This is a genomic window from Nocardioides sp. SLBN-35 (assembly GCF_006715725.1).
Taxonomy (GTDB): Bacteria; Actinomycetota; Actinomycetes; order Propionibacteriales; family Nocardioidaceae; genus Nocardioides.
Window position 1 is genome coordinate 3,548,483 of record NZ_VFNU01000001.1, and the last position, 24,056, is coordinate 3,572,538.

Annotated in this window: 21 protein-coding genes and 1 riboswitch; of the genes, 13 read left to right on the top strand and 8 right to left on the bottom strand. The window is 71.7% G+C overall.

All coding sequences use genetic code 11. The features are described from left to right. Positions 1 to 20 precede the first annotated feature (20 nt). Positions 21 to 1,025 (top strand): 5'-3' exonuclease H3TH domain-containing protein, encoded by a 1,005-nt coding sequence (locus FBY23_RS17170; RefSeq protein WP_141799257.1) that lies wholly within the window; start codon positions 21 to 23, stop codon positions 1,023 to 1,025. Here FBY23_RS17170 and FBY23_RS26020 read toward each other — a convergent pair. Next, a complete protein-coding gene (locus tag FBY23_RS26020; RefSeq protein ID WP_160158275.1) occupies positions 991 to 1,467 on the bottom strand; it encodes a pyridoxamine 5'-phosphate oxidase family protein in 477 nt (158 codons plus the stop codon). The two genes, FBY23_RS17170 and FBY23_RS26020, sit on opposite strands and share 35 nt — an antisense overlap. Before the next feature lie 115 nt (positions 1,468 to 1,582). Between FBY23_RS26020 and FBY23_RS17180 the strand changes: the two genes are divergently transcribed. Then, positions 1,583 to 3,106 carry an acyl-CoA carboxylase subunit beta gene (locus tag FBY23_RS17180; RefSeq protein ID WP_141799259.1) on the top strand — a complete coding sequence of 508 codons (1,524 nt, stop codon included), beginning with the start codon at positions 1,583 to 1,585 and terminating at the stop codon, positions 3,104 to 3,106. A 16-nt stretch (positions 3,107 to 3,122) separates the two neighbouring features. On the opposite strand, the gene FBY23_RS17185 is transcribed toward FBY23_RS17180, so the two are convergent. From FBY23_RS17185 to FBY23_RS17195, 3 genes are all read right to left on the bottom strand, one after another. After that, positions 3,123 to 3,473 (bottom strand): UBP-type zinc finger domain-containing protein, encoded by a 351-nt coding sequence (locus tag FBY23_RS17185; protein WP_141799260.1) that lies wholly within the window; start codon positions 3,471 to 3,473, stop codon positions 3,123 to 3,125. Between the two features lie 23 nt (positions 3,474 to 3,496). Continuing rightward, positions 3,497 to 4,714 carry an endonuclease/exonuclease/phosphatase family protein gene (locus FBY23_RS17190; RefSeq protein ID WP_141799261.1) on the bottom strand — a complete coding sequence of 406 codons (1,218 nt, stop codon included), beginning with the start codon at positions 4,712 to 4,714 and terminating at the stop codon, positions 3,497 to 3,499. Positions 4,715 to 4,801: 87 nt separating this feature from the next. After that, positions 4,802 to 6,328 (bottom strand): SDR family NAD(P)-dependent oxidoreductase, encoded by a 1,527-nt coding sequence (locus FBY23_RS17195; protein ID WP_260806065.1) that lies wholly within the window; start codon positions 6,326 to 6,328, stop codon positions 4,802 to 4,804. Positions 6,329 to 6,413: 85 nt separating this feature from the next. Continuing rightward, positions 6,414 to 6,509: riboswitch (glycine riboswitch) on the top strand. Positions 6,510 to 6,666: 157 nt separating this feature from the next. On the opposite strand from FBY23_RS17195, the gene gcvT reads away from it, so the two are divergent. The 5 genes from gcvT to FBY23_RS17220 all read left to right on the top strand — a co-directional run bounded on the left by gcvT (position 6,667) and on the right by FBY23_RS17220 (position 11,960). Further along, positions 6,667 to 7,785, top strand: coding sequence for a glycine cleavage system aminomethyltransferase GcvT (gcvT, locus tag FBY23_RS17200; protein ID WP_141799262.1), 1,119 nt, complete (start codon positions 6,667 to 6,669; stop codon positions 7,783 to 7,785). A gap of 17 nt (positions 7,786 to 7,802) precedes the next feature. Continuing rightward, positions 7,803 to 8,177 carry a glycine cleavage system protein GcvH gene (gene gcvH / locus FBY23_RS17205; RefSeq protein WP_141799263.1) on the top strand — a complete coding sequence of 125 codons (375 nt, stop codon included), beginning with the start codon at positions 7,803 to 7,805 and terminating at the stop codon, positions 8,175 to 8,177. Beyond that, positions 8,174 to 9,103: a lipoyl synthase gene (gene lipA / locus FBY23_RS17210; RefSeq protein ID WP_141799264.1), complete on the top strand. Its 930-nt coding sequence runs from the start codon at positions 8,174 to 8,176 to the stop codon at positions 9,101 to 9,103. Before gcvH ends, lipA begins: the two co-directional genes overlap by 4 nt. Further along, positions 9,103 to 10,485, top strand: coding sequence for an L-serine ammonia-lyase (locus FBY23_RS17215; RefSeq protein WP_141799265.1), 1,383 nt, complete (start codon positions 9,103 to 9,105; stop codon positions 10,483 to 10,485). Before lipA ends, FBY23_RS17215 begins: the two co-directional genes overlap by 1 nt. A gap of 68 nt (positions 10,486 to 10,553) precedes the next feature. Continuing rightward, complete coding sequence (locus tag FBY23_RS17220) at positions 10,554 to 11,960, top strand: GGDEF domain-containing protein (RefSeq protein WP_222117854.1); 1,407 nt, start codon at positions 10,554 to 10,556, stop codon at positions 11,958 to 11,960. A 9-nt stretch (positions 11,961 to 11,969) separates the two neighbouring features. Here FBY23_RS17220 and FBY23_RS17225 read toward each other — a convergent pair whose 3' ends face one another. After that, entirely contained in the window at positions 11,970 to 12,566 is a 597-nt protein-coding gene (locus FBY23_RS17225; protein WP_141799266.1) for a TetR/AcrR family transcriptional regulator, read from the bottom strand. A gap of 51 nt (positions 12,567 to 12,617) precedes the next feature. Between FBY23_RS17225 and FBY23_RS17230 the strand changes: the two genes are divergently transcribed. Then, positions 12,618 to 13,472 carry an oxygenase MpaB family protein gene (locus FBY23_RS17230; protein ID WP_222117855.1) on the top strand — a complete coding sequence of 285 codons (855 nt, stop codon included), beginning with the start codon at positions 12,618 to 12,620 and terminating at the stop codon, positions 13,470 to 13,472. A 23-nt stretch (positions 13,473 to 13,495) separates the two neighbouring features. Further along, entirely contained in the window at positions 13,496 to 14,686 is a 1,191-nt protein-coding gene (locus FBY23_RS17235) for an acyl-CoA dehydrogenase family protein (RefSeq protein WP_141799267.1), read from the top strand. Here the strand turns inward: FBY23_RS17235 and FBY23_RS17240 are convergent. Next, positions 14,680 to 16,749: a bifunctional diguanylate cyclase/phosphodiesterase gene (locus FBY23_RS17240; RefSeq protein ID WP_160158276.1), complete on the bottom strand. Its 2,070-nt coding sequence runs from the start codon at positions 16,747 to 16,749 to the stop codon at positions 14,680 to 14,682. The two genes, FBY23_RS17235 and FBY23_RS17240, sit on opposite strands and share 7 nt — an antisense overlap. Before the next feature lie 145 nt (positions 16,750 to 16,894). Between FBY23_RS17240 and FBY23_RS17245 the strand changes: the two genes are divergently transcribed. The 3 genes from FBY23_RS17245 (at position 16,895) to FBY23_RS17255 (ending at position 20,488) form a co-directional block, all read left to right on the top strand. Continuing rightward, a complete protein-coding gene (locus FBY23_RS17245; protein ID WP_222117856.1) occupies positions 16,895 to 18,319 on the top strand; it encodes a glycosyltransferase family 2 protein in 1,425 nt (474 codons plus the stop codon). Then, positions 18,316 to 18,537, top strand: a complete 222-nt coding sequence (locus FBY23_RS17250) for a hypothetical protein (RefSeq protein ID WP_222117857.1) — start codon at positions 18,316 to 18,318, stop codon at positions 18,535 to 18,537. Before FBY23_RS17245 ends, FBY23_RS17250 begins: the two co-directional genes overlap by 4 nt. Positions 18,538 to 19,063: 526 nt before the next feature. Further along, entirely contained in the window at positions 19,064 to 20,488 is a 1,425-nt protein-coding gene (locus tag FBY23_RS17255) for a hypothetical protein (protein ID WP_141799270.1), read from the top strand. 40 nt (positions 20,489 to 20,528) lie between these two features. Here the strand turns inward: FBY23_RS17255 and FBY23_RS17260 are convergent, their stop codons facing one another. After that, on the bottom strand, positions 20,529 to 21,158 hold the full coding sequence (locus FBY23_RS17260; protein WP_141799271.1) for an alpha/beta hydrolase: 630 nt from the start codon (positions 21,156 to 21,158) through the stop codon (positions 20,529 to 20,531). Between the two features lie 49 nt (positions 21,159 to 21,207). Here FBY23_RS17260 and FBY23_RS17265 point away from each other — a divergent pair, with 49 nt between their 5' ends. Next, entirely contained in the window at positions 21,208 to 22,014 is an 807-nt protein-coding gene (locus tag FBY23_RS17265) for a 2-keto-4-pentenoate hydratase (RefSeq protein ID WP_160158277.1), read from the top strand. Here FBY23_RS17265 and FBY23_RS17270 read toward each other — a convergent pair. Continuing rightward, complete coding sequence (locus tag FBY23_RS17270) at positions 21,936 to 23,876, bottom strand: ABC transporter permease (protein WP_141799273.1); 1,941 nt, start codon at positions 23,874 to 23,876, stop codon at positions 21,936 to 21,938. The genes FBY23_RS17265 and FBY23_RS17270 overlap by 79 nt on opposite strands. Between the last annotated feature and the right edge of the window lie 180 nt (positions 23,877 to 24,056).

Sequence of the window (24,056 nt, forward strand, 5' to 3'; positions counted from 1 at the left end):
CTAGGATCGACGCGATCGCCATGAACCCCGTCCCGGACCGTCCCCGCAGGCTGCTGCTCGCCGTCGACGCGCCGTCGCTGCTGCACCGCAACCACCACGCACGCGCCCACACCCGGCACCGCGACCGGGGCGGGCGGCCGGCATGGGCGCTGCACGGCATGCTGCGCCAGATCATCGAGTCGATCGACCAGTTCGCACCGGACGCGGTGATCTTCGGGCTCGACGACCGCGTGGCGTCGCACCGCCGCGACGCCTATCCCGACTACAAGGCGGGCCGGGCCGAGAAGGACGCCGACCTCGTCGACCAGCTGGACCGGGCCGGCGCCCTGCTCGACGCGCTCGGCATGGCCACCCTCACCCCGCCCGGACTGGAGGCCGACGACGTCAACGCGTCGGCGGCGACCTGGGCCGGCGAGAACGGGTGGGACTGCGTGATCATCACCTCCGACCGCGACTCGTTCGCCCACATCAGCGAGCACACCCGCGTGCTGCGGCTGATCAACGGCGGCATCAACGGCTCTCCCCTGCTGACCTCGGCCCACCTGCGCTCGATGTACGGCGTGCCGGCGGAGCGCTACCTCGAGTTCGCGGCCGTGCGGGGCGATGCCAGCGACAACCTGCCCGGGGTGGCCGGGATCGGCGAGAAGACCGCCGCCTACCTGCTGTCCCACATCGGCTCGATGCGCGAGATCTGGGCCGACATCGAGCACGACGAGGGCCGCTCGGTCGTCGCGGCGCTGGACGCGTGGGCGGAGGAGACGGGCGCGCGTCGTACCGGCGCGACCGTGCTCAAGCGGCTCTCGGCACCGGGCGCACGGGACACCTACGAGTTCAACCTGCGGATGATGGCCGGGCGCACCGACCTCGACCTCGGTCTCACGCCCGACGTCCCGGGCACCCCCGGCCTGCTCCCCCTCGACATCGCCCGCGTCGAGCGGGTGGTCGGCCACCTCGACATGGAGTCGACCACGACGCTCGCGCTGCGGGTCCTCACCGGAGACCCGGCGTCGGTCCCGCGGGCCTGATGCTCCACACGGGCAGCCCGGCGGCGGGATCCCACCCGGTGCCGGTACGGCGGCCGGTCAGCTCCTCCCAGCGCAGCTGGATCCACACCTCGTCGTCGCGCCGCACCCAGCGCGGCGGCCCGTGCAGCCGGCGTTCGGCGGCGGTGCGGGCCGCATCGAGCACCCGCTCGCCGTGGCCGCGGGCCAGGACCGACCAGCCGTGGGAGCGCGGATGGTCGACGTGGTCGACCTCGAGCACCAGCGGCGCGCCGTCGGCGTACCTGTCGAGCAGCGAGCCCGGGGCGGTCCGCACCCACACGGCGTCGTCGTGGGTCGTGTAGTTGACCGGGATGACCTCGATCCGGCCATCCGCGACCAGGACCAGGCGACCGTAGACCCCGGCCCGCAGCAGCCGCTCGCACTCCGCGGTCTCCATCTCCATGAGCACCGACCGGTCGGTCATCGCCCGCTCCCTCCACGTCGTCCGCTTGACGCCACGAGCCTCTCGCCCCCACACCCGCACGCACAGGGCCGATGCACCCGCCGTGACGGGACCAAGGACCCGGCATGATGACCGGGTGACCGACGCACCCCAGGACGCGCCCGCCGACGCTCCGGCGCAGGGCCTCACCGAGCTGCTCGCCCGCCGCTTCCTCACCACCGACGAGGCCCGGACCGAGAAGGTCGCCCGCTGGCACGCCCGTGGTCGTCGTACCGCTCGTGAGAACATCGCCGACCTCGTCGACGCCGGCTCGTTCGTGGAGTACGGCCGTTTCATCACCGCGGCCCAGGAGCAGCGCCGGCCGCTGGCCGAGCTCGTCGTCGAGGCCCCCGCCGACGGCATCATCGGCGGTACGGCGACCATCGGCGGCCGGCCCGCCGCGGTGCTGTCCTACGACTACCTGGTCATGGCCGGCACCCAGGGCATGCGCGGTCACCGCAAGTCGGACCGGTTGATCGAGCTGATCGGCCGGATGCGCCTGCCGACGGTCTTCTTCACCGAGGGTGGCGGCGGCCGGCCCGGCGACGTCGACCTGCCGATCGTGTCCGCGCTCGACGTCGGCTCCTTCGCGCTGTGGGGCGAGCTGGAGGGCGTCGTCCCGCGGATCGCGGTCGTGTCCGGGCGTTGCTTCGCCGGCAACGCGGTCCTCGCCGGGTGCGCCGACCTGCGGGTCGCGACACCGGACGCGAACCTCGGCATGGCCGGGCCGGCGATGATCGCGGGCGGCGGGCTGGGGCACTACGCCGCCGAGGAGATCGGGCCGGTCGGGGAGCAGGCCGCCAACGGGGTGATCGACGTCGTGGTCGACGACGAGGAGGAGGCGGTGGCCGTCGTACGACGACTGCTGGCCTACCTCGACGGCCCGTCCGGCTCCGGCGAGGCCGAGGACCCGGCCGCGCTGCGCACCATGCTGCCGGCCAACGACCGGGAGGCGTTCGACGTGCGCCCGGTCGTGGAGGCCCTGGCCGACGTCGGCAGCGTCACCTGGCTGCGCGAGGCGTGGGCACCCGAGCTGGTGACCGCGTTCGCGCGGGTCGAGGGCATCCCGCTCGGCGTCGTCGCCAACCAGTCCACCCACCTCGCCGGCGCGCTGACCGCCGACGCGTCGGCCAAGGCCGCCGACTTCCTGGCCCTGTGCGAGCGCTGGGGACTGCCGGTGGTCTCGCTGGTCGACACCCCCGGGTTCATGGTCGGCCCGGAGGCCGAGCGGACCGGCCTGGTGCGGCACGCATCGCGGATGGTCACCGCCGGAGCCCGGCTCACCGTGCCGCTGGTCGGCGTGGTGCTGCGCCGCGGCTACGGCCTGGGCGCGCAGGCGATGCTCGGCGGCAGCACCCACCGGCCGCTGCTCACCGTGGCCTGGCCCGACGCCCACCTCGGGCCGATGGGGCTGGAGGGCGCCGTACGCCTGGCGATGGCGCGCGAGCTCGCCGCGCTGCCCGAGGACGAGCGCGAGGCGACGGTCGCCCGGCACACCGCCGAGCTGCGCACCCACGCCAGCGCCCTCAACGCCGCACGGGTCTTCGAGATCGACGACGTGATCGACCCCGCCGAGACCCGCACCGTCGTCGCGGCGACGCTCAGGGCCGCGGCCGGGTGAGCGGGGCGCGGCGCGGTCAGTGCACGAGGTCGCGCCAGTTCACCGGCACCCGGCCCCGCGGCCCGGGGGCGGCCTGGTCCTCGGGGTGGCTGGTGGGGGCGGCGAGCTCGGGGCCGGCGTAGTAGTCCTCGCTGGCGTAGTCCCAGAACCAGTCCTCCCCCGGCTCGTACGACTGCACGATCGGGTGCCCGCTGTCGCGGAAGTGCGCGGTGGCGTGCTGGGCGGGCGAGCTGTCGCAGCACCCGACGTGCCCGCAGGCGGCGCACCGCCGCAGGTGGACCCACCAGCCCTCGGCAGCGGTGCACTCGGCACAGCCCGGTCCGCTCGGCGGGACGTCGGTCGCGATCGCGGGGGTCTCCTCGGCCATGCCCCCGAGCCTAGGAAGGCAGGTCAGGGGATGTACAGGGTCGCCCGGATCGGGTTGTGGTCGGAGGCCATGGGGGTGGCGTACCGCCCGCCCGACAGCACCGCGATGTTGTCCCAGTTCGGCACGGTGATGCCGGGTGAGACGAAGATCCGGTCGACGTGGGTCGGCCAGGTCGACGAACGCGGCGGGTCGGTCTTGAAGGCGTGCGCGGAGTTGAGGTGCGGGTAGGTCAGGTGGGCGGCGATGTCGCTGGCGTCGGCGAAGCCGGCGGCCTCCATGACCACGCGCGGCGTGTCGGTCTGGCCGCGTCGGTCGAGCCCTCGGTGGGAGTTGAAGTCGCCGAGCACGACCGTGGGCCGGCCGGGGAAGGCCGAGGTGACCCGGTTGAGGACGTAGGCCGTCTCCTGCTGGCGGACGCCGTCGGCCTTCCCGTCGCGCAGGTGGATCGCGGCCACCGCGACCTGCTTGCCGCTCGCCCGGTGCGAGAGGAGCGCCTGGCAGAACCCGTGGTCGCGGTCGCCGAACCTCTTGAAGCGGCTGCCCTTGCTGTTGTGCTTGGCGTCGACCACGTCGTACACGCTGGTGCGCACGTAGAGGGTCTGGCTGTAGAGCCTGCGCTTCTTGCTCTTCTGGGTCAGGCAGGCCAGCGTGTAGCCGCGCTTGGCCATGGCCTTTCCGATCCAGCGCTTCTTCTTGCCGTACTTGTGGGCGACGTGGCCCTCGACGAACACCATGATGTCGGCGTTCATCCGGTCGATGTCGGCGACGACCTGCCTCTGCCGCTTCTTCCACTTCCAGCCGCTGTTGCACTTCGACTTCGAGCCACAGCGCAGGTTGAAGGTGGCGGCGGTGGTGGGCGTCGCGGTCGGTACGACGGCCCTCGAGGCCGGCGGGGTGACCTTGCAGCTGCGCTCGCCGCCGTTCTTGTCGAGCGTCACCGCGTAGCAGTAGGTGGTCCCGGGCACGAGTCCCTGGACGTCGGCGTGGGTGGCGCTGGCCGGCACCCTCATCTGGACTGCATCACCGGGGTACACGTCCGGCCCGGCGGTGGACACCAGGACCTCGTAGCTGCCCGGACCGGCGAAGTCCCAGTCGAGACTCACGGTGACGGTGCCGCGTGTCACCACCTGGGCGGACACCCATGGGGCACCGGGGTGGGCCGCGGCGCTCGCCGGCGACAGGGCGGACAGCACGCCGAGCGCGACGGCGAGGACGGTCATCAACGACAGCAGGCGACGCATGTCTCCACCTTCGGCCAAAGGGACACCACATGCACGTTCGTACCCCAAAAAGGTGATGACATGACCGATCGGTCGTGCTCCGATGACTCACCAGGGTGAGGGCTCGTAGTCCTTCACGAAGCATCCGTACAGGTCCTCGCCCGCCTCGCCGCGCACGATCGGGTCGTAGACGCGCGCGGCGCCGTCGACGAGATCGAGCGGCGCGTGCCAGCCCTCGGCGGCGATCCGCAGCTTCTCGTGGTGCGGTCGCTCGTCGGTGATCCAGCCGGTGTCGACGGCCGTCATCAGGATCTTGTCGGTCTCGAACATCTCGCCCGACGAGGTGCGGGTCATCATGTTGAGCGCGGCCTTGGCCATGTTGGTGTGGGGGTGACCGGCGCCCTTGTAGCGGCGGGAGAACTGTCCCTCCATCGCCGAGACGTTGACGATGTACGCGCGACGGGCACCGTTCTGCACGGCGGCGCGCAGCGCCGGGCGCAGCCGGGAGTTGATGAGGAAGGGCGCGATCGAGTTGCAGAACTGCACCTCGAGCAGCTCCAGCGGGTCGACCTCGTCGAGCACCTGGGTCCAGGAGTTGTTGTCCTGGATGTCGGGGATCAGGCCACCGGCGTCGATCGCGGTGCCGGCCAGGTGCTGCTCGAGCGAGGCACCGCCCGCCTTGAGCGCGAGCGCGGTCATCGAGGCGGCATTGTGGGCGGCGAGCGCCGCCTCGGCGGACTCCCCCTCGTGGTGGGCGACCGCGTGGTCCGCGAGGGCACCGGCGATCGCCGCCGGGTGCGCCTCGGAGATCCGGTCGAACGCCACCATCTCGGGCAGCTCCTCGATCCCGAGCGACTCGGCCGTCGGCAGCGGCGCCAGCTCGCCCTCGGTGAGGTGCGTGTAGGCGCCCGGCAGCCGTCGTACGGTCTGGCAGGCGTTGTTGATGATGATGTCGAGCGGGCCGTCGGCGGCGACGTCGTCGGTGAGCGCGATGACCTGGGTGGGGTCGCGCAGGTCGATGCCGACGACCTTGAGCCGGTGCAGCCAGTCGGCGGAGTCCTCCATCGCGGCGAACCGGCGTACGGCGTCCTTCGGGAACCGGGTCGTGATCGTCGTGTGCGCACCGTCGCGGAGCAGGCGCAGCGCGATGTACATGCCGATCTTGGCGCGGCCGCCGGTCAGCAGCGCGCGCTTGCCGGTGAGATCGGTGCGCTGGTCCCGCTTGGCGTGGCTCATCGCCGCGCAACGCGGACACAGCCAGTGGTAGAACGCGTCGACGAGGGTGAAGTCCTCCTTGCAGATGTAGCAGCCGCGCGCGGTGAGCAGCTCACCGGCGAAGGCGCCCTGCGCGGTGGAGACCAGCGGGATGCCGGCGGTCTCGTCGTCGATCCGCATCCGCGAGCCGGTCGCGGTCCTCTCGATGATGTCCTGGTCGTGCCGCTGCCGCTCCATGCGGATCTCGGCCCGCCGCTGCTTCTTGATCAGCTTGTACATGTACGACGCGGCGCGCTTCATCGTGCGCACGTCGTCGTGCTCGGGGTCGAGGAGCGGGACCTGACGGAGGACCTTGAGGGTGATCGCGAGCTCGTCCGGGTCGATCCGGGTCAGCTGCTCGTCGGAGTCGGGGCGAGGCACCGCCCGATGGTACGGGGACCCGCTGCCGGATGCCGTATGCTCGCCCTGCGCCATGATGCGCGTCACAACTCAACATCGCGCCGTTCGAACCCCGGCGGGAGAGCCCCGGTCCCACGAGGACGGGCGCCGAAGGAGCAAATCTCCCCAAGAATCTCTCAGGCCCCCTGACCGCCGGGACGAGGCGAACTCTGGAAAGACGGACCGGATCCACCGGTCCGCACCCACGGTGCAAGCCGCCCGGCCGGGCGGTGAAGCTCTCAGGTAGCGATGACAGAGCGGGGAGGCAACCCAGCCACGAGCGCGGCACACCGCTGCGCTCTTCACGAGGAAGCCTCCCGATGAGCACACCTTCAGCGACCCCGCGGCTCACGCCGCTGCACGACGTCCATGCCGCTCTCGGCGCGTCGTTCACCGACTTCGCCGGCTGGCAGATGCCGGTGCGCTACGGCTCGGAGACCGCCGAGCACCGCGCGGTGCGGACGACGGCCGGGCTGTTCGACCTGACCCACATGGGCGAGATCGAGCTGGTCGGTCCCGGTGCCGGCGCCGCGCTCGACCACGCCCTGGTCGGCCGCCCGTCCGCGATCGGCGTCGGCCGCGCGCGCTACTCGATGATCTGCGCCGAGGACGGCGGGATCATCGACGACCTCGTCGTCTACCGCCTCGCCGAGGAGCACTACCTCGTCGTCGCGAACGCCAGCAACGTCGCCGTCGTGGCGCCCGAGCTGGTCGCCCGTGCCGAGGGGTACGACGTCAGCGTCACCGACACGTCGGCCGACTGGGCACTGCTGGCGGTCCAGGGCCCCGCTTCGGCGCAGATCCTCACCGGCCTCACCGAGCTCGACGTCCCGTCGCTGAGGTACTACGCCATCGATGCCGGCACGGTCGCCGGCGTCGACGTGCTGCTCGCCCGCACCGGCTACACCGGCGAGGACGGCTTCGAGGTCTACTGCCGCCCCGCCGACGCGGCTGCCGTCTGGGACGCGCTGAGCAGGGCCGGTGAGTCACACGGCCTGGTCCCCGCGGGCCTCGCCTGCCGCGACACCCTGCGCCTGGAGGCCGGGATGCCGCTCTACGGCCACGAGCTGGACCGCGCCACCACGCCCTTCGAGGCCAACCTCGGCCGGGTCGTCGTACTCGACAAGCCCGGGGGCTTCGTCGGCCAGGCGGCGCTCGCCCGGCGCAAGGAGGAGGGCCCGCAGCGGGTCCTCGTCGGCCTGGTCTCCACCGGTCGCCGCTCGCCGCGCGCGGGCTACCCGGTCCTCGACCCGGCCACGGGCGCCGAGGTCGGCGTCGTCACGAGCGGCTCGCCCTCCCCCACGCTGGAGAAGCCGATCGCGATGGCCTACGTCCCGCCGGCGCTCGCCGCCCCGGGCACCCGGCTCCAGGTGTCGCTGCGCGGCACCCTCGAGGACGCCGACGTCGTCGAGCTCCCCTTCTACAACCGCAACCGCTGAGACCTCAGGAGACCACCATGAGCAACCCCACGAACCTCCAGTACACCGCCGAGCACGAGTGGATCGCCGTCGACGGCGACAACGCCAGGGTCGGCGTCACGGCGTACGCCGCCGACGCCCTCGGCGACGTCGTCTACGTCGACCTGCCCACCGTCGGCGACACCGTCACCGCGGGCGAGCCCTGCGGCGAGCTCGAGTCGACCAAGTCGGTCAGCGACCTCTACGCGCCGGTGACCGGTGAGGTGGTCGAGGTCAACGACGCCGTCGACGCCGACCCGAGCCTGGTCAACAGCGATCCGTTCGGCACGGGCTGGCTGTTCGTCGTCAAGGTGACCGCGACCGGCGAGGTGCTGGACGCCGCGGCGTACGACGCGCTGATCGCCGGGGCATGACCGCCGTCGTGCCGGAGGGGCGCAAGCTCCTCCGCCTGGAGGTCCGCAACGCGGAGACCCCGATCGAGCGCAAGCCGTCCTGGATCCGCACCAAGGCCACGATGGGCCCCGAATACCGGTCCCTGAAGAGCCTGGTGAAGTCCGAAGGCCTCCACACCGTGTGCGAGGAAGCCGGCTGCCCCAACATCTTCGAATGCTGGGAAGACAAGGAAGCCACCTTCCTCATCGGCGGCGACCAGTGCACCCGCCGCTGCGACTTCTGCCAGATCGACACCGGCAAGCCCCAACCCCTCGACCGCGACGAACCCCGCCGCGTCGCCGAGTCGGTCCAGACCATGGGCCTCAAGTACGCCACCATCACCGGCGTCGCCCGCGACGACCTGCCCGACGGCGGCGCCTGGCTCTACGCCGAGACCGTGCGCGCCATCCACGACCTCAACCCCGAGACCGGCGTGGAGAACCTCATCCCCGACTTCAACGGCGACCCCGCACTGCTCGCCGAGGTCTTCGAGTCCCGCCCCGAGGTCCTGGCCCACAACGTGGAGACCGTGCCACGGATCTTCAAGCGGATCCGCCCCGGCTTCCGCTACGAGCGCTCCCTCGACGTGCTCACCCAGGCCCGCGCATTCGGACTGGTCACCAAGTCCAACCTGATCCTCGGCATGGGCGAGACCCGCGACGAGGTCTCGGACGCGCTCCAGGACCTGCACGAGGCCGGCTGCGAGCTGGTCACCATCACCCAGTACCTGCGCCCCAGCCTCCGGCACCACCCCGTCGAGCGCTGGGTCAAGCCCGAGGAGTTCGTCGAGCTCGCCACCGAAGCCGAGGAGATCGGCTTCGCCGGAGTGCTCTCGGGACCGCTCGTGCGTTCGTCGTACCGCGCCGGTCGTCTGTATCGTCGAGCCATGGAACTCAGGAGCCAGTGATGGCGCTGAGCGTCTTCGACCTCTACTCCATCGGCATCGGGCCGTCGTCCTCGCACACGGTCGGCCCGATGCGGGCGGCGCACACCTTCGCTGCCGGCCTCGCGGCCGACGGCGAGCTGCCGCGTGTCGCGCGGGTGCGCGCCGAGCTGTTCGGCTCGCTCGGTGCCACCGGGCACGGCCACGGCTCGGTCAAGGCCGTCATCCTCGGGCTCGAGGGCGACGACCCGGCGACGACCGACACGGCGACCTACGACGCCCGCGTGGCGGGGATCCTCGAGCACCAGCAGCTCCGGCTGGCCGGCGAACAGGTCATCCACTTCGAGGCCGACGACGTGGTCATGCACCGGCGCCAGTCGCTGCCGGCCCACCCCAACGGCATGGTGTTCACGGCCTACGACACCGAGGGCGCCGAGCTGCGGGCACGCACCTACTACTCGGTGGGCGGCGGCTTCGTGGTCGACGAGACCCAGGTCGGCGCCGACCGGGTGGTGGTGGACGACACGGTGCTGCCGCACCCGTTCTCCACCGGGGGCGAGCTGCTCGCCGCGTGCCACGACGCCGGGATGAGCGTCTCCGACGTGATGCTGGCCAACGAGCTGACCTGGCGCACCGAGGCCGAGGTCCGGGCCGGCCTGCTCGAGATCTGGCGCGTGATGGCCGCGTGCGTCGAGGAGGGCTGCCACCGCGAGGGCGTCCTGCCCGGCGGGCTCAAGGTGCCGCGGCGCGCGCCCGAGCTCTACGCCACGCTGCGGGCGGCCGGGAGCGACGACCCGCTCGACGTCATCGACTGGGTCAACCTGTTCGCCCTGGCCGTCAACGAGCAGAACGCGTCCGGCGGCCGGATCGTCACCGCGCCCACCAACGGCGCGGCCGGCATCGTGCCGGCGGTGCTGCACTACTGGGTGCGCTTCCAGGCCAAGGACCAGCCCCAGGAGCAGGTCGACGACGGCATCGTCCGGTTCCTGCTCACCGGCGCGGCGATCGGCATCCTGGCCAAGATGAACGCCTCCATCTCGGGAGCGGAGGTCGGCTGCCAGGGCGAGGTCGGCTCGGCCTGCGCGATGGCGGCCGGCGCCCTGTGCGAGGTCCTCGGCGGCTCCCCGGAGCAGGTCGAGAACGCCGCCGAGATCGGCATCGAGCACAACCTCGGCCTGACCTGCGACCCGGTGGGCGGACTGGTCCAGATCCCCTGCATCGAGCGCAACGCGATCGCCTCGGTGAAGGCGATCAACGCCGCCCGGCTCGCCATCCACGGCACCGGGTCGCACAAGGTCAGCCTCGACAAGGCGCTCAAGACGATGCGGGAGACCGGACGCGACATGAAGACCAAGTACAAGGAGACCTCACGGGGCGGCCTGGCCGTCAACGTGATCGAGTGCTGACTGCTTCGGTCGGCGTACCCGCTGCCGATGTGCCCTGTGAGGCCGTCGAGGAGAGGGGAGCGCGAGCCGTGGCACGACGCGTCTGTCGAGCTGTGCTGCCCGGGGCCGGGTTCGCGGTGGCGTACGCGCTGGCCATCCTGCTCGGCAGGGCGACCCGGGTCGAGGGCAGTGAGGTGTCGCTCGTGTGGCCCGCGGCCGCGGTCGCCGTCCTGTGGGGGCTGCATGCACACGACCTCCCGCGCGTGCAGGCAGCGCTCCACTGGACCGGCCTCGTGGTGCTGACCTTCGCCATCAACCTGGCCACCGACGCCCCCGTCGGCCTGTCGGCCTGGTTCGTGCTGGTCAACGTGTCACTTGCGGCGGTCACCACCATCGTCCTGCGGTACGGCGACCGTCCGGCCCGCCTGCGGGAGCCGGCCGACCTCGGCCGGCTGGTCGGGGCGATCGTCGCGGGCACGCTGGTCGCGGCCACGCTGGCCGTGGCGTGGTTCGCGCACGAGGGCCAGGACGACCTGGTCCGCACCTTCGCCCTCTTCGCCATCCGCAACGGGGTCACGGCTCTCACCGGGGTGGCCGTGGCGCTGCGACTCGGTGAGGCGCAGTGGCGGCGCCATCGGCCCTCACCTGCCCGGATGGCCGAGACCGCGGCCCTTCTCGTCGTCACGTCGATCGTCTTCATCCGGGTCTTCTGGCTCAACCCCGGACACCCGAACGCGTTCGGCGTCATGTTGCCCGCCATGTGGGTCTCGTTGCGCTACGCCACGACGACGAGCACCGTGTTCCTCGCGGCGTCCGGTGTCTCGATCGTCTGGGCGACCCTCCTCGGCCGAGGGGCGCTCAGCGAGGTGGACCCGCCGCAGCAGGCGCTCCTGGCCCAAGGCCTGGTCGGCACGCTGACGATCGTCGTGCTCAGCCTGGCCCTGTTCCGCGACTCCCGCAACGAGCTGATCGAGGAGCTGCGCCAGCTGGCACTGCACGACCCGCTCACCGGGCTGGCGAACCGGTCCCTCCTCATGACCCGCCTGGAGCGCGAGCTCGACGAGCAACAGCCGGGCGCGGTCGGGGTGATCGTGCTCGACCTCGACGGATTCAAGGCCGTCAACGACGCCTGGGGCCACAGCGAGGGAGATCTCCTGCTGGTCGAGATGGCGACGCGACTGCGTGCTGCCGTGCGACGGCGAGACACCGTGGTCAGGCTGGGCGGGGACGAGTTCGTCGTCCTGTGCCCCGGCCTGGCACACCACGACGAGCTGCACCAGTGCGCCGAGCGGATCCGCGAGGCAGTGGCCCGACCCTACGGCATCGCGGCCGACGCCCCTTTCGACCGCATCACCGCGAGTGTCGGCACCGCCGTCTCGGACCGGTTGAGCACGCCCCGCTCGCTGCTGGCGGCCGCGGATCGCGCCATGTACGAGGCCAAGCGCGCCGGTCGCAACCGGACCGCGGCCGCGCCGTACGCCCTGCGCGCGGGGTGAACCGCGCCTTCAGAGACCGGGGAGCACGCGCCGCACGATGGCCAGGAGGGCCTCACGCAGCAGCAGGTGCGCCTGCTCGCGGCTGAGTGTCTCCTCGCGCGACCACTCCCGGATCGCACCCCGGGCGAGCTCGCCGAACGAGCGCACCACCGCCCGCGCCGCCGGATCGGCCGGGTCGCCGCCCACCATTTCCAGCACCCGGCCGGCCGCGAGGTCGTGCGCCTCGTCGAGGATCGCGCGCACCTCGGCGTCCTCCCCCACGCCCTCGGCCGCCCGGACGGTGAGGTACGTCGCCCGCTCGGGCGTGATCGAGCCGAGGAACCAGCGCACGGCGGCGTCGACGCGAGCGGCCAGCGAGCCCGACGGGAGCGGGACGTCCTCGAGGGTGGGGAGCAGCGAGGCGCGTCGTACTACCTCCAGGTAGAGGGTCCGCTTGTCGCCGAAGTAGTGGTTGAGCAGACCCCTCGCGACGCCCGCTTCGTGGGCGATCCGCGTGGTCGACACCTCGGCATAGGACTGCGCGGCGAACAGCCGCTCGGCGGCCACCAGGATCTGCTCGCGTCGCTCGTCCGGGGCGAGGCGCTGGCGTCGGGCCGTCTCGGTCATGGACCCAACCTACTATTGGCAGCCTGCCAATAAAAGGCTAGCGTGGCCGCCATGGCGACCAGCACACCGTCCCCGAGGGTCCGCGACCTGCCCGTGCCCATGGGCTTCGACATGCGTGACCACGTCTCCGGCATCGGCGCGCACCTCGCCGGGCCGGCCAACGTGATCATGCAGCTGAGCTGGCCGGGTGTCGGCTACGGCGTGATGAACAGCCGGGTCCACGACGGCGCCGCCACCAAGCGGCCCTTCAAGCGCGGCCGGACCACCTTCACCTACCTCGCCGTCGCCCTGCTCGGCAACGACGAGGACCGCACCGCCTTCCGCAAGGAGGTCAACCGGCAGCACGCGCAGGTCGTGTCGCGGCCGGGCGAGAAGGTGCAGTACCGCGCCATGGACCCCCGGCTGCAGACCTGGGTCGCGGCCTGCCTCTACTACGGCACCGTCGACATGATCGAGAAGATGCACGGTCCGCTCCCCGACGCCGAGGCCGACGCGCTCTACGCCCACTGCGCGCGGTTCGGCACCACCCTGCAGATGCCGGCCGACGCCTGGCCGGCCGACCGCGCTGCCTTCCGGCGCTATTGGGAGGAGGCCGAGGCCGAGGTCGACATCGACCCCGCCGTGGCGGCGTACCTCCTCTCGCTGACCCGGCTGCAGAACTTCCCGAGGCCGTTCCACCCGCTCGCGCCGTTCGTGCTGTTCGTGACGACCGGCTTCCTGCCCCCGCTGTTCCGCGACGCGATGGGGCTGCCGTGGACCGCGCGCCAGCAGCGCCGCTTCGACCGCCTGTTGCGCACCCTGGGCACCGTCGAGCGCCGGATGCCTCGCGTGCTGCGGAACTTCCCGTTCAACCTGTGGCTCGCCGACATGCGACTGCGCCGCCGGTTCCACCGCCCCCTCGTCTGACCGATCACACCCAGGGAGCACCGATGGACTTCGACCTGCCCGAGAGCGCCCTCGCCGTCCGCGAGGGCGTCGCCGCCGTCTCCGCGCGCTACGACCACGCGTACTGGTCGCGCTGCGAGGAGGAGCACCGCTTCCCGCAGGAGGTCTTCGACGACCTCGGCAACGGCGGCTGGTTCGGGCTGTGTGTCCCCGAGGAGTACGGCGGCGGCGGGCAGGGCCTGCTCGAGCTGGCCGTGGCCAACATGACGCTGTGCGCCTCCGGTGGCGTCGCCGGCACCTTCTTCTACGTCACCACGCCCGGCTTCGGCGCGATGACGCTGACCCGGCACGGCACCGACGAGCAGAAGCAGCGGATCCTCCCCGGCCTCGCCACCGGTGACGTGCAGTTCTGCCTCGCACTCACCGAGCCGGATGCCGGCAGCAACGCGATCGAGATCAGGACCGCCGCCCGCCGTGACGGCGACGAGTTCGTGATCAAGGGCCAGAAGGTCTGGATCTCCAACGTCGAGAACGCCGACTGGATGGTCGCCGTCACCCGCACCATCCCGGCCGCGGAGACCCGCGAGCGCGGACTGCCGCGCACGGCCGGGTTCACGCTCCTCCTCGTCGACGTGAAGCAGGCCCTGGCCGACGGCACCCTGTCGTACACGCCGATCCCCAAGATGGGCAGCAACATCCTGCACTCCAGCCAGGTCTTCTTCGACGACGTCCGCGTGCCCGCCGTCAACGTGATCGGCGAGGTCGACGCGGGGTTCGCCGTCCTGTGGGACGTGCTCAACCCGGAGCGGATCCTCGCTGCCTCCGGCGGCATCGGTACGGCGGACGCCGCCCTGCGGATCGCCTGTGACTACGCCCGCGAGCGCGAGGTGTTCGGCCGCCCCATCGGCGCCAACCAGGGCCTGCAGTTCCCGCTCGCCCAGATCAAGGCCAAGGCCGAGCTGGGCCGGTTGATGACCTACCAGGCCGCCTGGCTCTTCGACCAGGGCCGGCCCTGCGGCAACGAGGCCAATGTCGCCAAGCTGACCGGCGCCCAGGTCGGCTGGGAGGCCGCCAACCAGGCCTTCCAGACGCTGGGCGGGATGGCGTACTCGAAGGAGTACCCGGTCGAGCGGATCTTCCGCGACGCCCGGATCGCCAAGAACATCCCCGTCGCCGAGGAGCTCGTGCTCGCCCACATCGGGACCCAGATGCTGGGACTGCCCAGGTCCTACTGACGCGACAGCGCCCGGGTCACCATCTCCAGTGACCCGGCCGGGACGCCGGGGCTGTAGAGGTAGCCCTGCACCTCGTCGCAGCCGCGCTCGCGCAGGTACTGCTCCTGCGCGGGCGTCTCGACCCCCTCGGCGACCACCGTCATGCCGAGCGCGTGGGCCATCACGATGATCGCGTCCACGATGGCGGCGTTCTCGGCGGTACTGATCTCCTGGACGAAGGAGCGGTCGATCTTGAGCTTGTCGATCGGGAACCGGGTCAGGTAGGCGAGGCTGCTGTAGCCGCGGCCGAAGTCGTCGACCACGATCGAGACGCCGAGCGAGCGCAGCGACTCGAGCATCGCGACGACGTCGCCGTGGTCCTCGATGAGCAGGCCCTCGGTGATCTCGACCTCGAGCTGGGAGGGCTGGATGCCGGCGAGGTCGATCGCGGCGGCGATCTCGTCGAGCCAGGCGCGGCCGCGCAGCTGGCGCGGCGAGACATTGACGGCCAGGCGCAGGGGGCGGCCGATCTGGTCCTGGACCCCGGCGAGCGCCGTGCACGCCGTCGCGAGGACCCAACCGCCGAGCTGGGCGATCATGCCGCCGTCCTCGGCGACGGGGATGAACCGGTCGGGCGGCACCGGGCCCAGGGTCGGGCTGGTCCAGCGGGCGAGCGCCTCGACGCCGACCACCTCGCCGCTGAGCAGGTCGACCTGGGGCTGGTAGACCAGCGAGAGCTCGTCCTGCTCCAGCGCCTGGCGCAGTGCGGCCGAGAGCGCGAGCCGGTCGTTGTTCTCCTCGAGCATCGCCGGCTGGTACCAGCGGATCTCGTTGCGCCCCGCGGCCTTGGCCTGGTACATCGCGATGTCGACGTTCTTCAGCAGGGTGGCCGCGTCCCGGCCGTCGGCCGGGCAGCGCGTCCCGCCGACACTGGCCGTGACCGCGAGCTCGTAGCCGTGCACGACGACCGGCGCGAGCACGTCGGTCATCAGGTCCTCCAGCCGCCGGTCCAGGTCGGTGCCGGGGACCAGGTCCTCCAGAACGATCACGAACTCGTCACCCCCCAGTCGGGAGACGAGGTCGTCGGAGCGGGTCCACGCCAGGAGCCGCTCGGCGACGACGATGAGCAGCTCGTCGCCGATGTGGTGGCCCAGCGAGTCGTTGATCCGCTTGAACTGGTCGAGGTCGATGAGCACCAGCGCCAGCTCGGTGGCGTCGCGCTCGGCCCGCTCGAGCGCCTGGTCGAGGTGTCGCACGAGCAGGGAACGGTTGGGCAGGTTGGTCAGGCTGTCGTGGGTGACGATGTGCTCGATCCGCTCCCGCGCCTCGATCCGCTGCGTGATGTCGTAGGCGACCACGAGGAAGCCACCCGGCGCACCGTCCTGCGGCGCCAGCGGCACGATCCACTCGTGCACCGGCACCGTGCTGCCGTCCTTGCGCCGGTAGGTCCACTCGGCCTCGTCGCCCAGCGCGTGGGCGAGCACCGGCGTCCCGTCGGGGTAGAGCTGGCGCTGGGACCCGTCGATCTGGACCAGCGAGCGCCCGATCAGCTCGTCCTGGGCGCGGCCGACCAGGTCCGCCGCGGCCGGGTTGGCGGTCCGGATCCGGCCGCTGGCGTCGGTCGCGATGATGCTGAACGGCATGGTGTCGAGGATCGAGCGGCGCAGCGCGTCCTCCCGCGCGACGACCAGCGCCTCCTGACCGCGCAGCCGCTCGGTGATGTCGATGATCGAGGCGAGGACATAGCGCCCCTCCCCCACGGTGATCGGGTTGAGGCCGATCTCGATGGGCATCTCGGTGCCGTCGCTCCGCAGACCGAAGAGCTCGCGTCCCACACCCATCGCACGGCGGTCCGGACGGGCGGCGTACGTCGTGCGCTCATGGCCGTGTCGCTCCCGGAACCGCTCGGGCATCAGGTCCTCGACACCGAGCGCGAGCAGCTCCTCGCGGGTGTAGCCGAAGGCTCGCTCGGCCTCGGAGTTGACCAGCACGATCCGCCCGCACGCGTTGACGAGCACCATCGCGCTCGGCACGGCCTCGATGATGAGCCGGAGTCGCTCGTCGTCGGTCGGGTCACGGAGCATGCCGATCCGTTCGGCCCGGGACCGGAGGATCGGAGGGGATCGGGACCATGGTCCCGGATCGGGCTGTCGATCGGACGGCATCGCGCCGTTCCTCGAACTTTCGCGTCCCGTCTGCCTAGGGTCGAGCCGGAGGGAAGGGGATCTCGTGCGCTGGTTGCAGCGGGCAGTAGGACTGCTCATTCTCGGGACGGCTCTGGCCGGTGCCGGCCTGTTGTGGTGGTCGGTCTCGGACACCGCCCACGGGCGGGCGACGCCGTCCGAAGGCCTGGTTCTCGGCGCGTGGCACGTGCTGTACGACACCGAGGCGCCCACCGTGCCGACACTGGCCGCGGCCGCCGGCCTCGCCCTGCTCTTCGCCGCCGGTGTCGCGACGCTCGAGCGCCGCATCGCCAACAAGGCCCGGCGCAGCGACGACGACGCGCAGCTGCCCCTCTCGCCACGCCACGTGATGGCCGAGACCCGCGGCGTGTTCCACGGCGAGGTCACCTTGACCGTGCTGGTGCCGGCCCACAACGAGGCCCAGGGCATCGCCGCCACCCTCGCCTCGCTCACCGCCCAGTCGCGCTCGCCCGAGCGGATCGTCGTCGTCGCCGACAACTGCACCGACGACACGGTGGCCATCGCGCGCCGCTGCGGCGCCGAGGTGATCGAGAGCGTGGGCAACAAGCACAAGAAGGCCGGCGCGCTCAACCAGGCCCTGGCCCAGATCCTGCCCGCCCAGGGCGAGAACGACCTGGTCATGGTGATGGACGCCGACACCGTGCTCGACGACGGCTTCCTCGCGTCCGTCGTACGCCGGATGACCGCGGACCGGGCCCTGATGGCCGTCGGCGGCCTCTTCTACGGCGAGGACGGCAGCGGCCTGATCGGACAGTTCCAGCGCAACGAGTACACCCGCTACGCGCGCGACCTACGCCGCCGCCGCGGCCAGGTGTTCGTGCTCACCGGCACGGCGACCGTGTTCCGCCCACGCGCCCTGCGCACCATCGCCGCCGAGCGCGGCAAGCTGCTGCCCGGCGTACCCGGGGACGTCTACGACACCCTCGTCCTCACCGAGGACAACGAGATCACCCTGGCCCTCAAGTCCCTCGGTGGGCTGATCATCTCGCCGTCCGACTGCACCGTCGTCACCGAGGTGATGAGCACCTGGCGCACGCTGTGGGCGCAGCGACTGCGCTGGCAGCGCGGCGCGTTGGAGAACCTCGGCGAGTACGGCCTGCGGCCCTCCACCTTCCGCTACTGGGCCCAGCAGCTCGGCATCGGGTACGGCGTGATCGCCCTGTTCGCCTACCTGTTCCTGATGCTGCTCATGGCATTGTCCTTCGACCACTGGGTGTGGTTCCCGTTCTGGGTCGGCACCGGCCTGGTCTTCACGATCGAGCGGGTCGCGACCGTGTGGCGCGGCGGGTGGAAGGCGCGGATCCTCGCCGCCACGCTGTTCCCCGAGCTCTTCTACGCCCTGTTCCTCGACATCGTCTACCTCAAGGGGATCATCGACATGTCCCTCGGCCGCAACGCGCAGTGGGGCAACCACACGCCCGCTCCCGCGCGGCAGGAGGTGGACGCATGAGCGCCCCACTGCTCTCCACCCTCGGCATCCTCTTCCCCGAGTCGCTGGTGCGCTCGCACGCGTTCGCCGTCCTCGCCGCGTTCGTCGCGATCAACACGATGGTCTACGTGACGCTCTCGGTCGCCAAGGCACTGCCGAAGATCTGGGTCCGCGACTACCTGCCGCGTGGCTACGAGCGGGCGGAGACGCGCAGCATCTACCCCGACGGACCGCGCTGACCTCTCGGCCCTCGCCCACCGGCTCCGGGCGCTGATGTGCGACAAAACGCCAGCTCTCCCTCGCTGGTCGAGGCGCGAGGAGCGCCAGCGACGAGCCTCGACACCACCGGGCTGGTCGCGTGGCCTGTCCGCGGGCTTCGGTGGCGTAGGTGGTTGCGTTCCGAAAGGCAGCGACGAAGAAGGTCGGGAGGTGGCTGGTTTCCGCGGTCGGGCCGCGGTCCGCGCCCGGAGGTCGAGGAGGTCGTGCAGCGACCGTCACGACACCACCGCAACCGACCTCGGCCGACGGTTGAGGTGCGAGGAGCGCCAGCGACGAGCCTCGAAACCTCCGGGCCATCGGCGCGAACTGTCCGCGGGCTTCGGTGGCGTAACCGGTCGCGTTCCGAAAGCAGCGACGAGAACGTCGGGAGGTGGCTGGGTTCCCCGGTCGGGCGACGGTTCGCGCGCGGTCGAAAACTCCCTAGAAACAAGGGGAAAGTCCGCAACGGGCCTCGTCATTCGAACATATGTGCGATAGGATCGATGCATGATCTCGGAGCCCTCCAACGTCACGCCGGAGCAGTTGCTCCACGCGGCCGAGGACGGCGTCCGGATCCGCCGGCTCCACGAGGTCAGGCAGCTCGAGCTGCTGCTCGCGTGGGCCGACCTGCACTCGGGTGACCCGCAGGCCGAGCCCGGCGCGGTCCCGGTCCGGTTCGGTGGTCCGCGGCTCATCTCGTTGGGTGGGGACGGGACTCCGGAGGTCGCCGACCTCGCGCTGGTGGAGATGGCGATCGCCCGGCACGAGCACGTGCTCGCGACCCGTGGCGCGCTGGCCGATGCGTTCGACCTGCGCCACCGCCTCCCCGCCGTATGGGAAGGCGTGAAGTCCGGCCGGTGCGAAGTGTGGGTGGTGCGGCGGGTCGCACGGATGTCCCGCGCGCTCGACCGCCACCGAGTTGCGCTCGTCGACACCGCCGTCGCAGCTGCTCTGGACCAGTCGCCGTCGCGGATCCTTGCCATCGCCGAGGCCAAGGTGATCGAGGCCGACCCGGTCGCTCATCAGACCCGGATCGACAAGAACCAGAACGACAAGGGTGCCTGGTACCCCAAGCCCCGCCCGGGCTCCCAGGCCGACGACAACGATGCGGTCAACACTGCCGGTATCGGGACCGTGTTCGCCCGGCTCGACGAGGCCGACGCCCTCGCCCACCAGCACACGGTCGACGACCTCGCTGCCGCTCTGGCCGAGCACGCCGACGTTCCCGTGGGCGCGGAGCCGCTGGACATGGACCACTGGCGGGCCGAGGCGTTCGCGATGCTCGCCGACCCCGCAGCCGTCCTCGCGTTCCTCCACGGCATCGACGACACCTCGGAGGTCGAGGAGGTTGCGCAGCAACCGTCACGAGACCCCCGCCGGGCCGCGGAGATCGTCGTCCACGTCTCCCTCACCGACACCGGCGCGTTCGGACCCCTCGCCCGGGTCGAGAACCTCGGCCCCCGACTCCTCACCCAGGTTTCCGACCTGCTCCGCCGGCACGCGACCATCACCGTCCAGCCCGTCATCGACCTCCACACCGGACGGTCGGTCAACAGCTACGAGCACCCCACCGACGTCAAGCACCGCACCCAGCTACGCACGATCGGGGACGTGTTCCCCCACGCCACCGGCCTCTTCGCCAAGTGCGGCCGACCGCCGGACCACGACCACACCGTCGCCTACGACAAGCACGGACCACCCGGCCAGACCGGCGATCACAACGACACCCCAATCACCCGGCACCACCACCGAGCCAAGACCCACGTCGCCGGCTACACGGTGCTGCAGCTCGGACCCGACAAGTGGATCTGGGGCACACCCAACGGCCTCTACAGGCTCGTGACCGGCGGCGGCACCCGACCCATCACCCAGGCCGAGTACCACGTGTACGCCCACCAGGCCGTCACGCTCGCCGGCGACTACGCCGCCTGAACAGTCGCAACTCCCTGCCGCGAGGACTCCCCCGAAGGCGTCAGAGATGCGTCAGCCACTCACCGAGCGCCGCTACGGCGCCTGCCGACATCCCGTGCCCACCGGCGTCGCGCCAGGTCGTGGTGACCGAGCCCGCGTCACCGGTGAGGTAGGCCCAGGTCGCATCGAGCAGCTCGCGCGGGATGACCAGGTCGGCATCGCCCAGCGCCACGAACACGGGCACGCCAGCCAGCCTGCCCGGCGCCACGGGCACTCCTGCGTCGAACGGCAGCGTGCCGTGCAGGATCGCGGCGCCGGCGAAGCGCCCCGGGTGAGCGAGCAGCAGTCCGCCCGCGAAGGCCGCGCCGCCGCTGAACCCGACGAGCACGACCGGCCCTCCCGCGGCACCGTCGGGGTGCTCCGCGTCGAGCCAGGCCCGGAACCAGCCCATGGTCTGTGCCAGCGAGGTCGCGACCGGGCGGCCGATCCCGCGGTTGGCGAACCATGCGTAGCCGCCGCCCTCGGCGATCGGCGCCCGCACGGCGACATACGACGGGCCGGCCGGAAGGTGGTCGGCGAGGCCGATGATCGAGGCCTCGTCGGCGCCGCGACCGTGCAGCAGGACGACGACCGGCGCCGTGGGGTCGTCGCTTCCGCGGCGGACCACGACGGGCTCAGGGGACAAGGTCACGTCCTCAATATACTTGAATCTTCAACCAAATGGGAGTGATGATGGCTCCGTGACCCTCGATCCCGCCGCCGCAGCCGCCACCCTCGCCCACGCGCGAGCCACCCGCACTCCCCTGCCGGCCTTCACCACGACGCACCCGGACCTCGACGCCGACTGGGCCTACGCCGTCCAGGACCACGACCGCGGGACCCGCCTTGCACACGGCGAGACACCGATCGGGGCCAAGCTCGGGCTGACCAGCCCGGCCAAGCAGGCGCGGATGGGCGTCGAGGAGCCGGTGATCGGCTTCCTCACCGACGCGATGCGCCTCGGGCCCGACGCCGTCGGGGCGGCACTCGACACCTGGATCCAGCCGCGGATCGAGCCCGAGATCGCGTTCGTCCTCGCCCACCGCGTCCGCGCCGCACTCACCCCGGAGCAGGCCCGCGCAGCCGTCGCCTCCGTGGGCATCGCCGCAGAGGTCATCGACTCGCGGTACGCCGACTACCGGTTCCGGTTCGCCGACGTCGTCGCCGACAACACCAGCGCCGCCGGGGTGATCGTCGGCGACCTGCACCCGGCGGCCGGCGTACCCGACCTCGGCGAGCTGCACTGCACGGTCACCGTCGACGGCGAGGTCCGGCATGAGGCGACCGGCGCGGCGATCCTCGGCGACCCGTACGCCGCGCTCGTCCACCTCACCCACCACCTCGAGGCCCGCGGCGAGACGCTCCCGGCCGGCGCGCTCATCCTCGCCGGCGCGCTCACCGACGCCGAACCGCTCGTCCCCGGCAGCGGCTACCGACTCGAGATCGAGTCCCTCGGCACGATCGAGGTCGTGGCCGGCCCGGCCGCCGAGGCGAACAACCAGCCGTAGAACGCGAGCAGGCCGAGCCACGAGGCGATGACGACGCCGTACATGGTCGTCCACAGCCACACCGGCACGTCCGGCTTGCGCTCGCGCTGGAGCATGAACGGCTCGTGCACGAAGGCGACGTCGGTGTCGTCGTCGACCTGGACCAGGCCGGCCGCGGGCCCCTTGATCGCGGTGTCGGCCGGCATGTGCACGGGGATCGACACCAGGGTGCGCAGCGGCAGGTGCAGCCGGACCAGCACCTTCCAGCGGCCGTAGAGCGGCAGCGGCTCGGCACTGCGGTACTCCCCGGCCCGCCCGGTCGGCTCCATCGCGACGCTGAGCACGCCGTCACCGAGCCGCTGGGACTCCGGCTCCTTCTTGCCCTGGTAGGCCAGCGCGGAGAACCAGATCGCGTCGTCCACGTCGTCGGGATCGGCCCGCACCGTCACGACGGCGGTGCAGCCCTGGGTGCCGATGCAGTCGTCGTCGTACGAGACATGGCCCATGATCACGCCGGTCCCGTCGACCGGCTGGTAGGTCGTGCGGCACGCGTCGCCGTCGCACTGCTTGACCACGTCGACCTCGCCCGCGCCCGCGGGGGCCGCGAAGACGGCCATCAGCCCGATGAACACCAGCGTGCCCGTCGTACCGACCCACCGGGCCCGGACCGGGCCCGCGACACTGCCCGGCTCGGTGCTCGGCCCGAGGTCGCCGATCCGCTCGACGTGGCGGGCGAAGGACCAGCCGAGCAGGCCGCCGCCGACTCCTGCGACGCCGCCGATGGCCAGCATCAGCGGCATCTGGGAGGCGTCGGGCGGCAGCGGGTAGGGCAGGAAGGCATCCATCCACCACCACTCCGTCGCCAGTCCGAGAGTCCCGGCGAGCAGGCCGGCGACCCCGGCGAAGAGCGGCCCGCGCTCGCGCCACACCAGCGCGAGCAGCTCGATGCACAGCGCCGGGCCGAGGAACAGCAGCCAGTGCGCGCGATGGATGTCGGGCACCGGCAGCGTGATCGCGTAGATCAGCACCCGGATCCCGATGTACGTCGCCCACGTGACGAGGGCGCCGCCACGCCCCAGGAAGATCCGGCCGGCGACGAAGATCCAGCCGGTCAGGAAGCCGGAGATGACGAACAGCGTGGTCGCCGGGAACTGCGGCACGCCGAGGTCGAACTCCATGAGGAAGGCCACCGGGATGATGCAGAGGCCGATCACGACGGTCATCACCAGCCGCGTCATCCTGCCGTGGAACGGCGGCCGTCCGACCTGGGCCGCCTCGGCGTAGAGCAGCGGCAGCGCCAGCACGCAGGTCACCGCGCCGCCGATCATCATCACGTGGGTCGGCCCCCACTCGGTGACGTCCTGCCCGAACAGCCGGTGCCACACGTCGTCGGCCGGGAACCCGGCGGCGGCGATCAAGCCGGCGCCGAGCAGCACCAGGGTGCCCATCGGCACCCGCCACCTCGGCGTCAGCCGGACGGTACGACGCGGCAGCGGCGCCTTCGCGAGACCGGCCGAGATGACACCGGAGGCCAGGAACCCGAAGATGCCGAACATGATCGGGAAGTGCGACGGGTTGGCCAGCGGCCCCTCGTCACGCCCGTTCTGCATGTGGATCGGGACGTCCCAGTAGACGCCGAACGCGCACGCGATCAGCGAGACCAGCGCCAGGTAACCCGGCAGCCCGGCCCACCGCGGGAGTCCGTCGAGCGCGGCGACGCGGTCGGCCAGCCGCCCCAGCAGGGTCGGCTTGCCCTCGCGTTCGCGCAGCAGGAAGATCCCCAGCGGGATGTAGATCGCGGCGAAGGCGCCCGCCGCGATCAGGACCTGGTCGAGCGCGGCGCCGCCGGCCGGCGGCGCGGTGGGTTCAGCAACGAGGAGCATGGCGTACCTCCGGAGTCGGTACCGAAGACGTTACTGGTCGTCACAGGTATCTGAACAGCGTGACGTTGCCGACTCGACCTGCCCCGGGGCGGGCGCCGCGACGGCGAATGTGGACATGTGTCAGGTCAACCGCCCCCTTCTGGCCCCAACGTTCCGGTGATGTGTCTATGATGTGCGGTG

Coding starts and splice junctions, on each gene's coding strand:
- FBY23_RS17240 (WP_160158276.1), bottom strand. CDS start 16,749: ATGCTCCGTGACCCGACCGACGACGAGCGACTCCGGCTCATCATCGAG.
- gcvT (WP_141799262.1), top strand. CDS start 6,667: ATGAGCACACCTTCAGCGACCCCGCGGCTCACGCCGCTGCACGACGTC.
- lipA (WP_141799264.1), top strand. CDS start 8,174: ATGACCGCCGTCGTGCCGGAGGGGCGCAAGCTCCTCCGCCTGGAGGTC.
- FBY23_RS26020 (WP_160158275.1), bottom strand. CDS start 1,467: ATGACCGACCGGTCGGTGCTCATGGAGATGGAGACCGCGGAGTGCGAG.
- FBY23_RS17185 (WP_141799260.1), bottom strand. CDS start 3,473: ATGGCCGAGGAGACCCCCGCGATCGCGACCGACGTCCCGCCGAGCGGA.
- FBY23_RS17190 (WP_141799261.1), bottom strand. CDS start 4,714: ATGCGTCGCCTGCTGTCGTTGATGACCGTCCTCGCCGTCGCGCTCGGC.
- FBY23_RS17250 (WP_222117857.1), top strand. CDS start 18,316: ATGAGCGCCCCACTGCTCTCCACCCTCGGCATCCTCTTCCCCGAGTCG.
- FBY23_RS17235 (WP_141799267.1), top strand. CDS start 13,496: ATGGACTTCGACCTGCCCGAGAGCGCCCTCGCCGTCCGCGAGGGCGTC.
- FBY23_RS17230 (WP_222117855.1), top strand. CDS start 12,618: ATGGCGACCAGCACACCGTCCCCGAGGGTCCGCGACCTGCCCGTGCCC.
- FBY23_RS17270 (WP_141799273.1), bottom strand. CDS start 23,876: ATGCTCCTCGTTGCTGAACCCACCGCGCCGCCGGCCGGCGGCGCCGCG.
- FBY23_RS17170 (WP_141799257.1), top strand. CDS start 21: ATGAACCCCGTCCCGGACCGTCCCCGCAGGCTGCTGCTCGCCGTCGAC.
- FBY23_RS17255 (WP_141799270.1), top strand. CDS start 19,064: ATGATCTCGGAGCCCTCCAACGTCACGCCGGAGCAGTTGCTCCACGCG.
- FBY23_RS17215 (WP_141799265.1), top strand. CDS start 9,103: ATGGCGCTGAGCGTCTTCGACCTCTACTCCATCGGCATCGGGCCGTCG.
- FBY23_RS17225 (WP_141799266.1), bottom strand. CDS start 12,566: ATGACCGAGACGGCCCGACGCCAGCGCCTCGCCCCGGACGAGCGACGC.
- gcvH (WP_141799263.1), top strand. CDS start 7,803: ATGAGCAACCCCACGAACCTCCAGTACACCGCCGAGCACGAGTGGATC.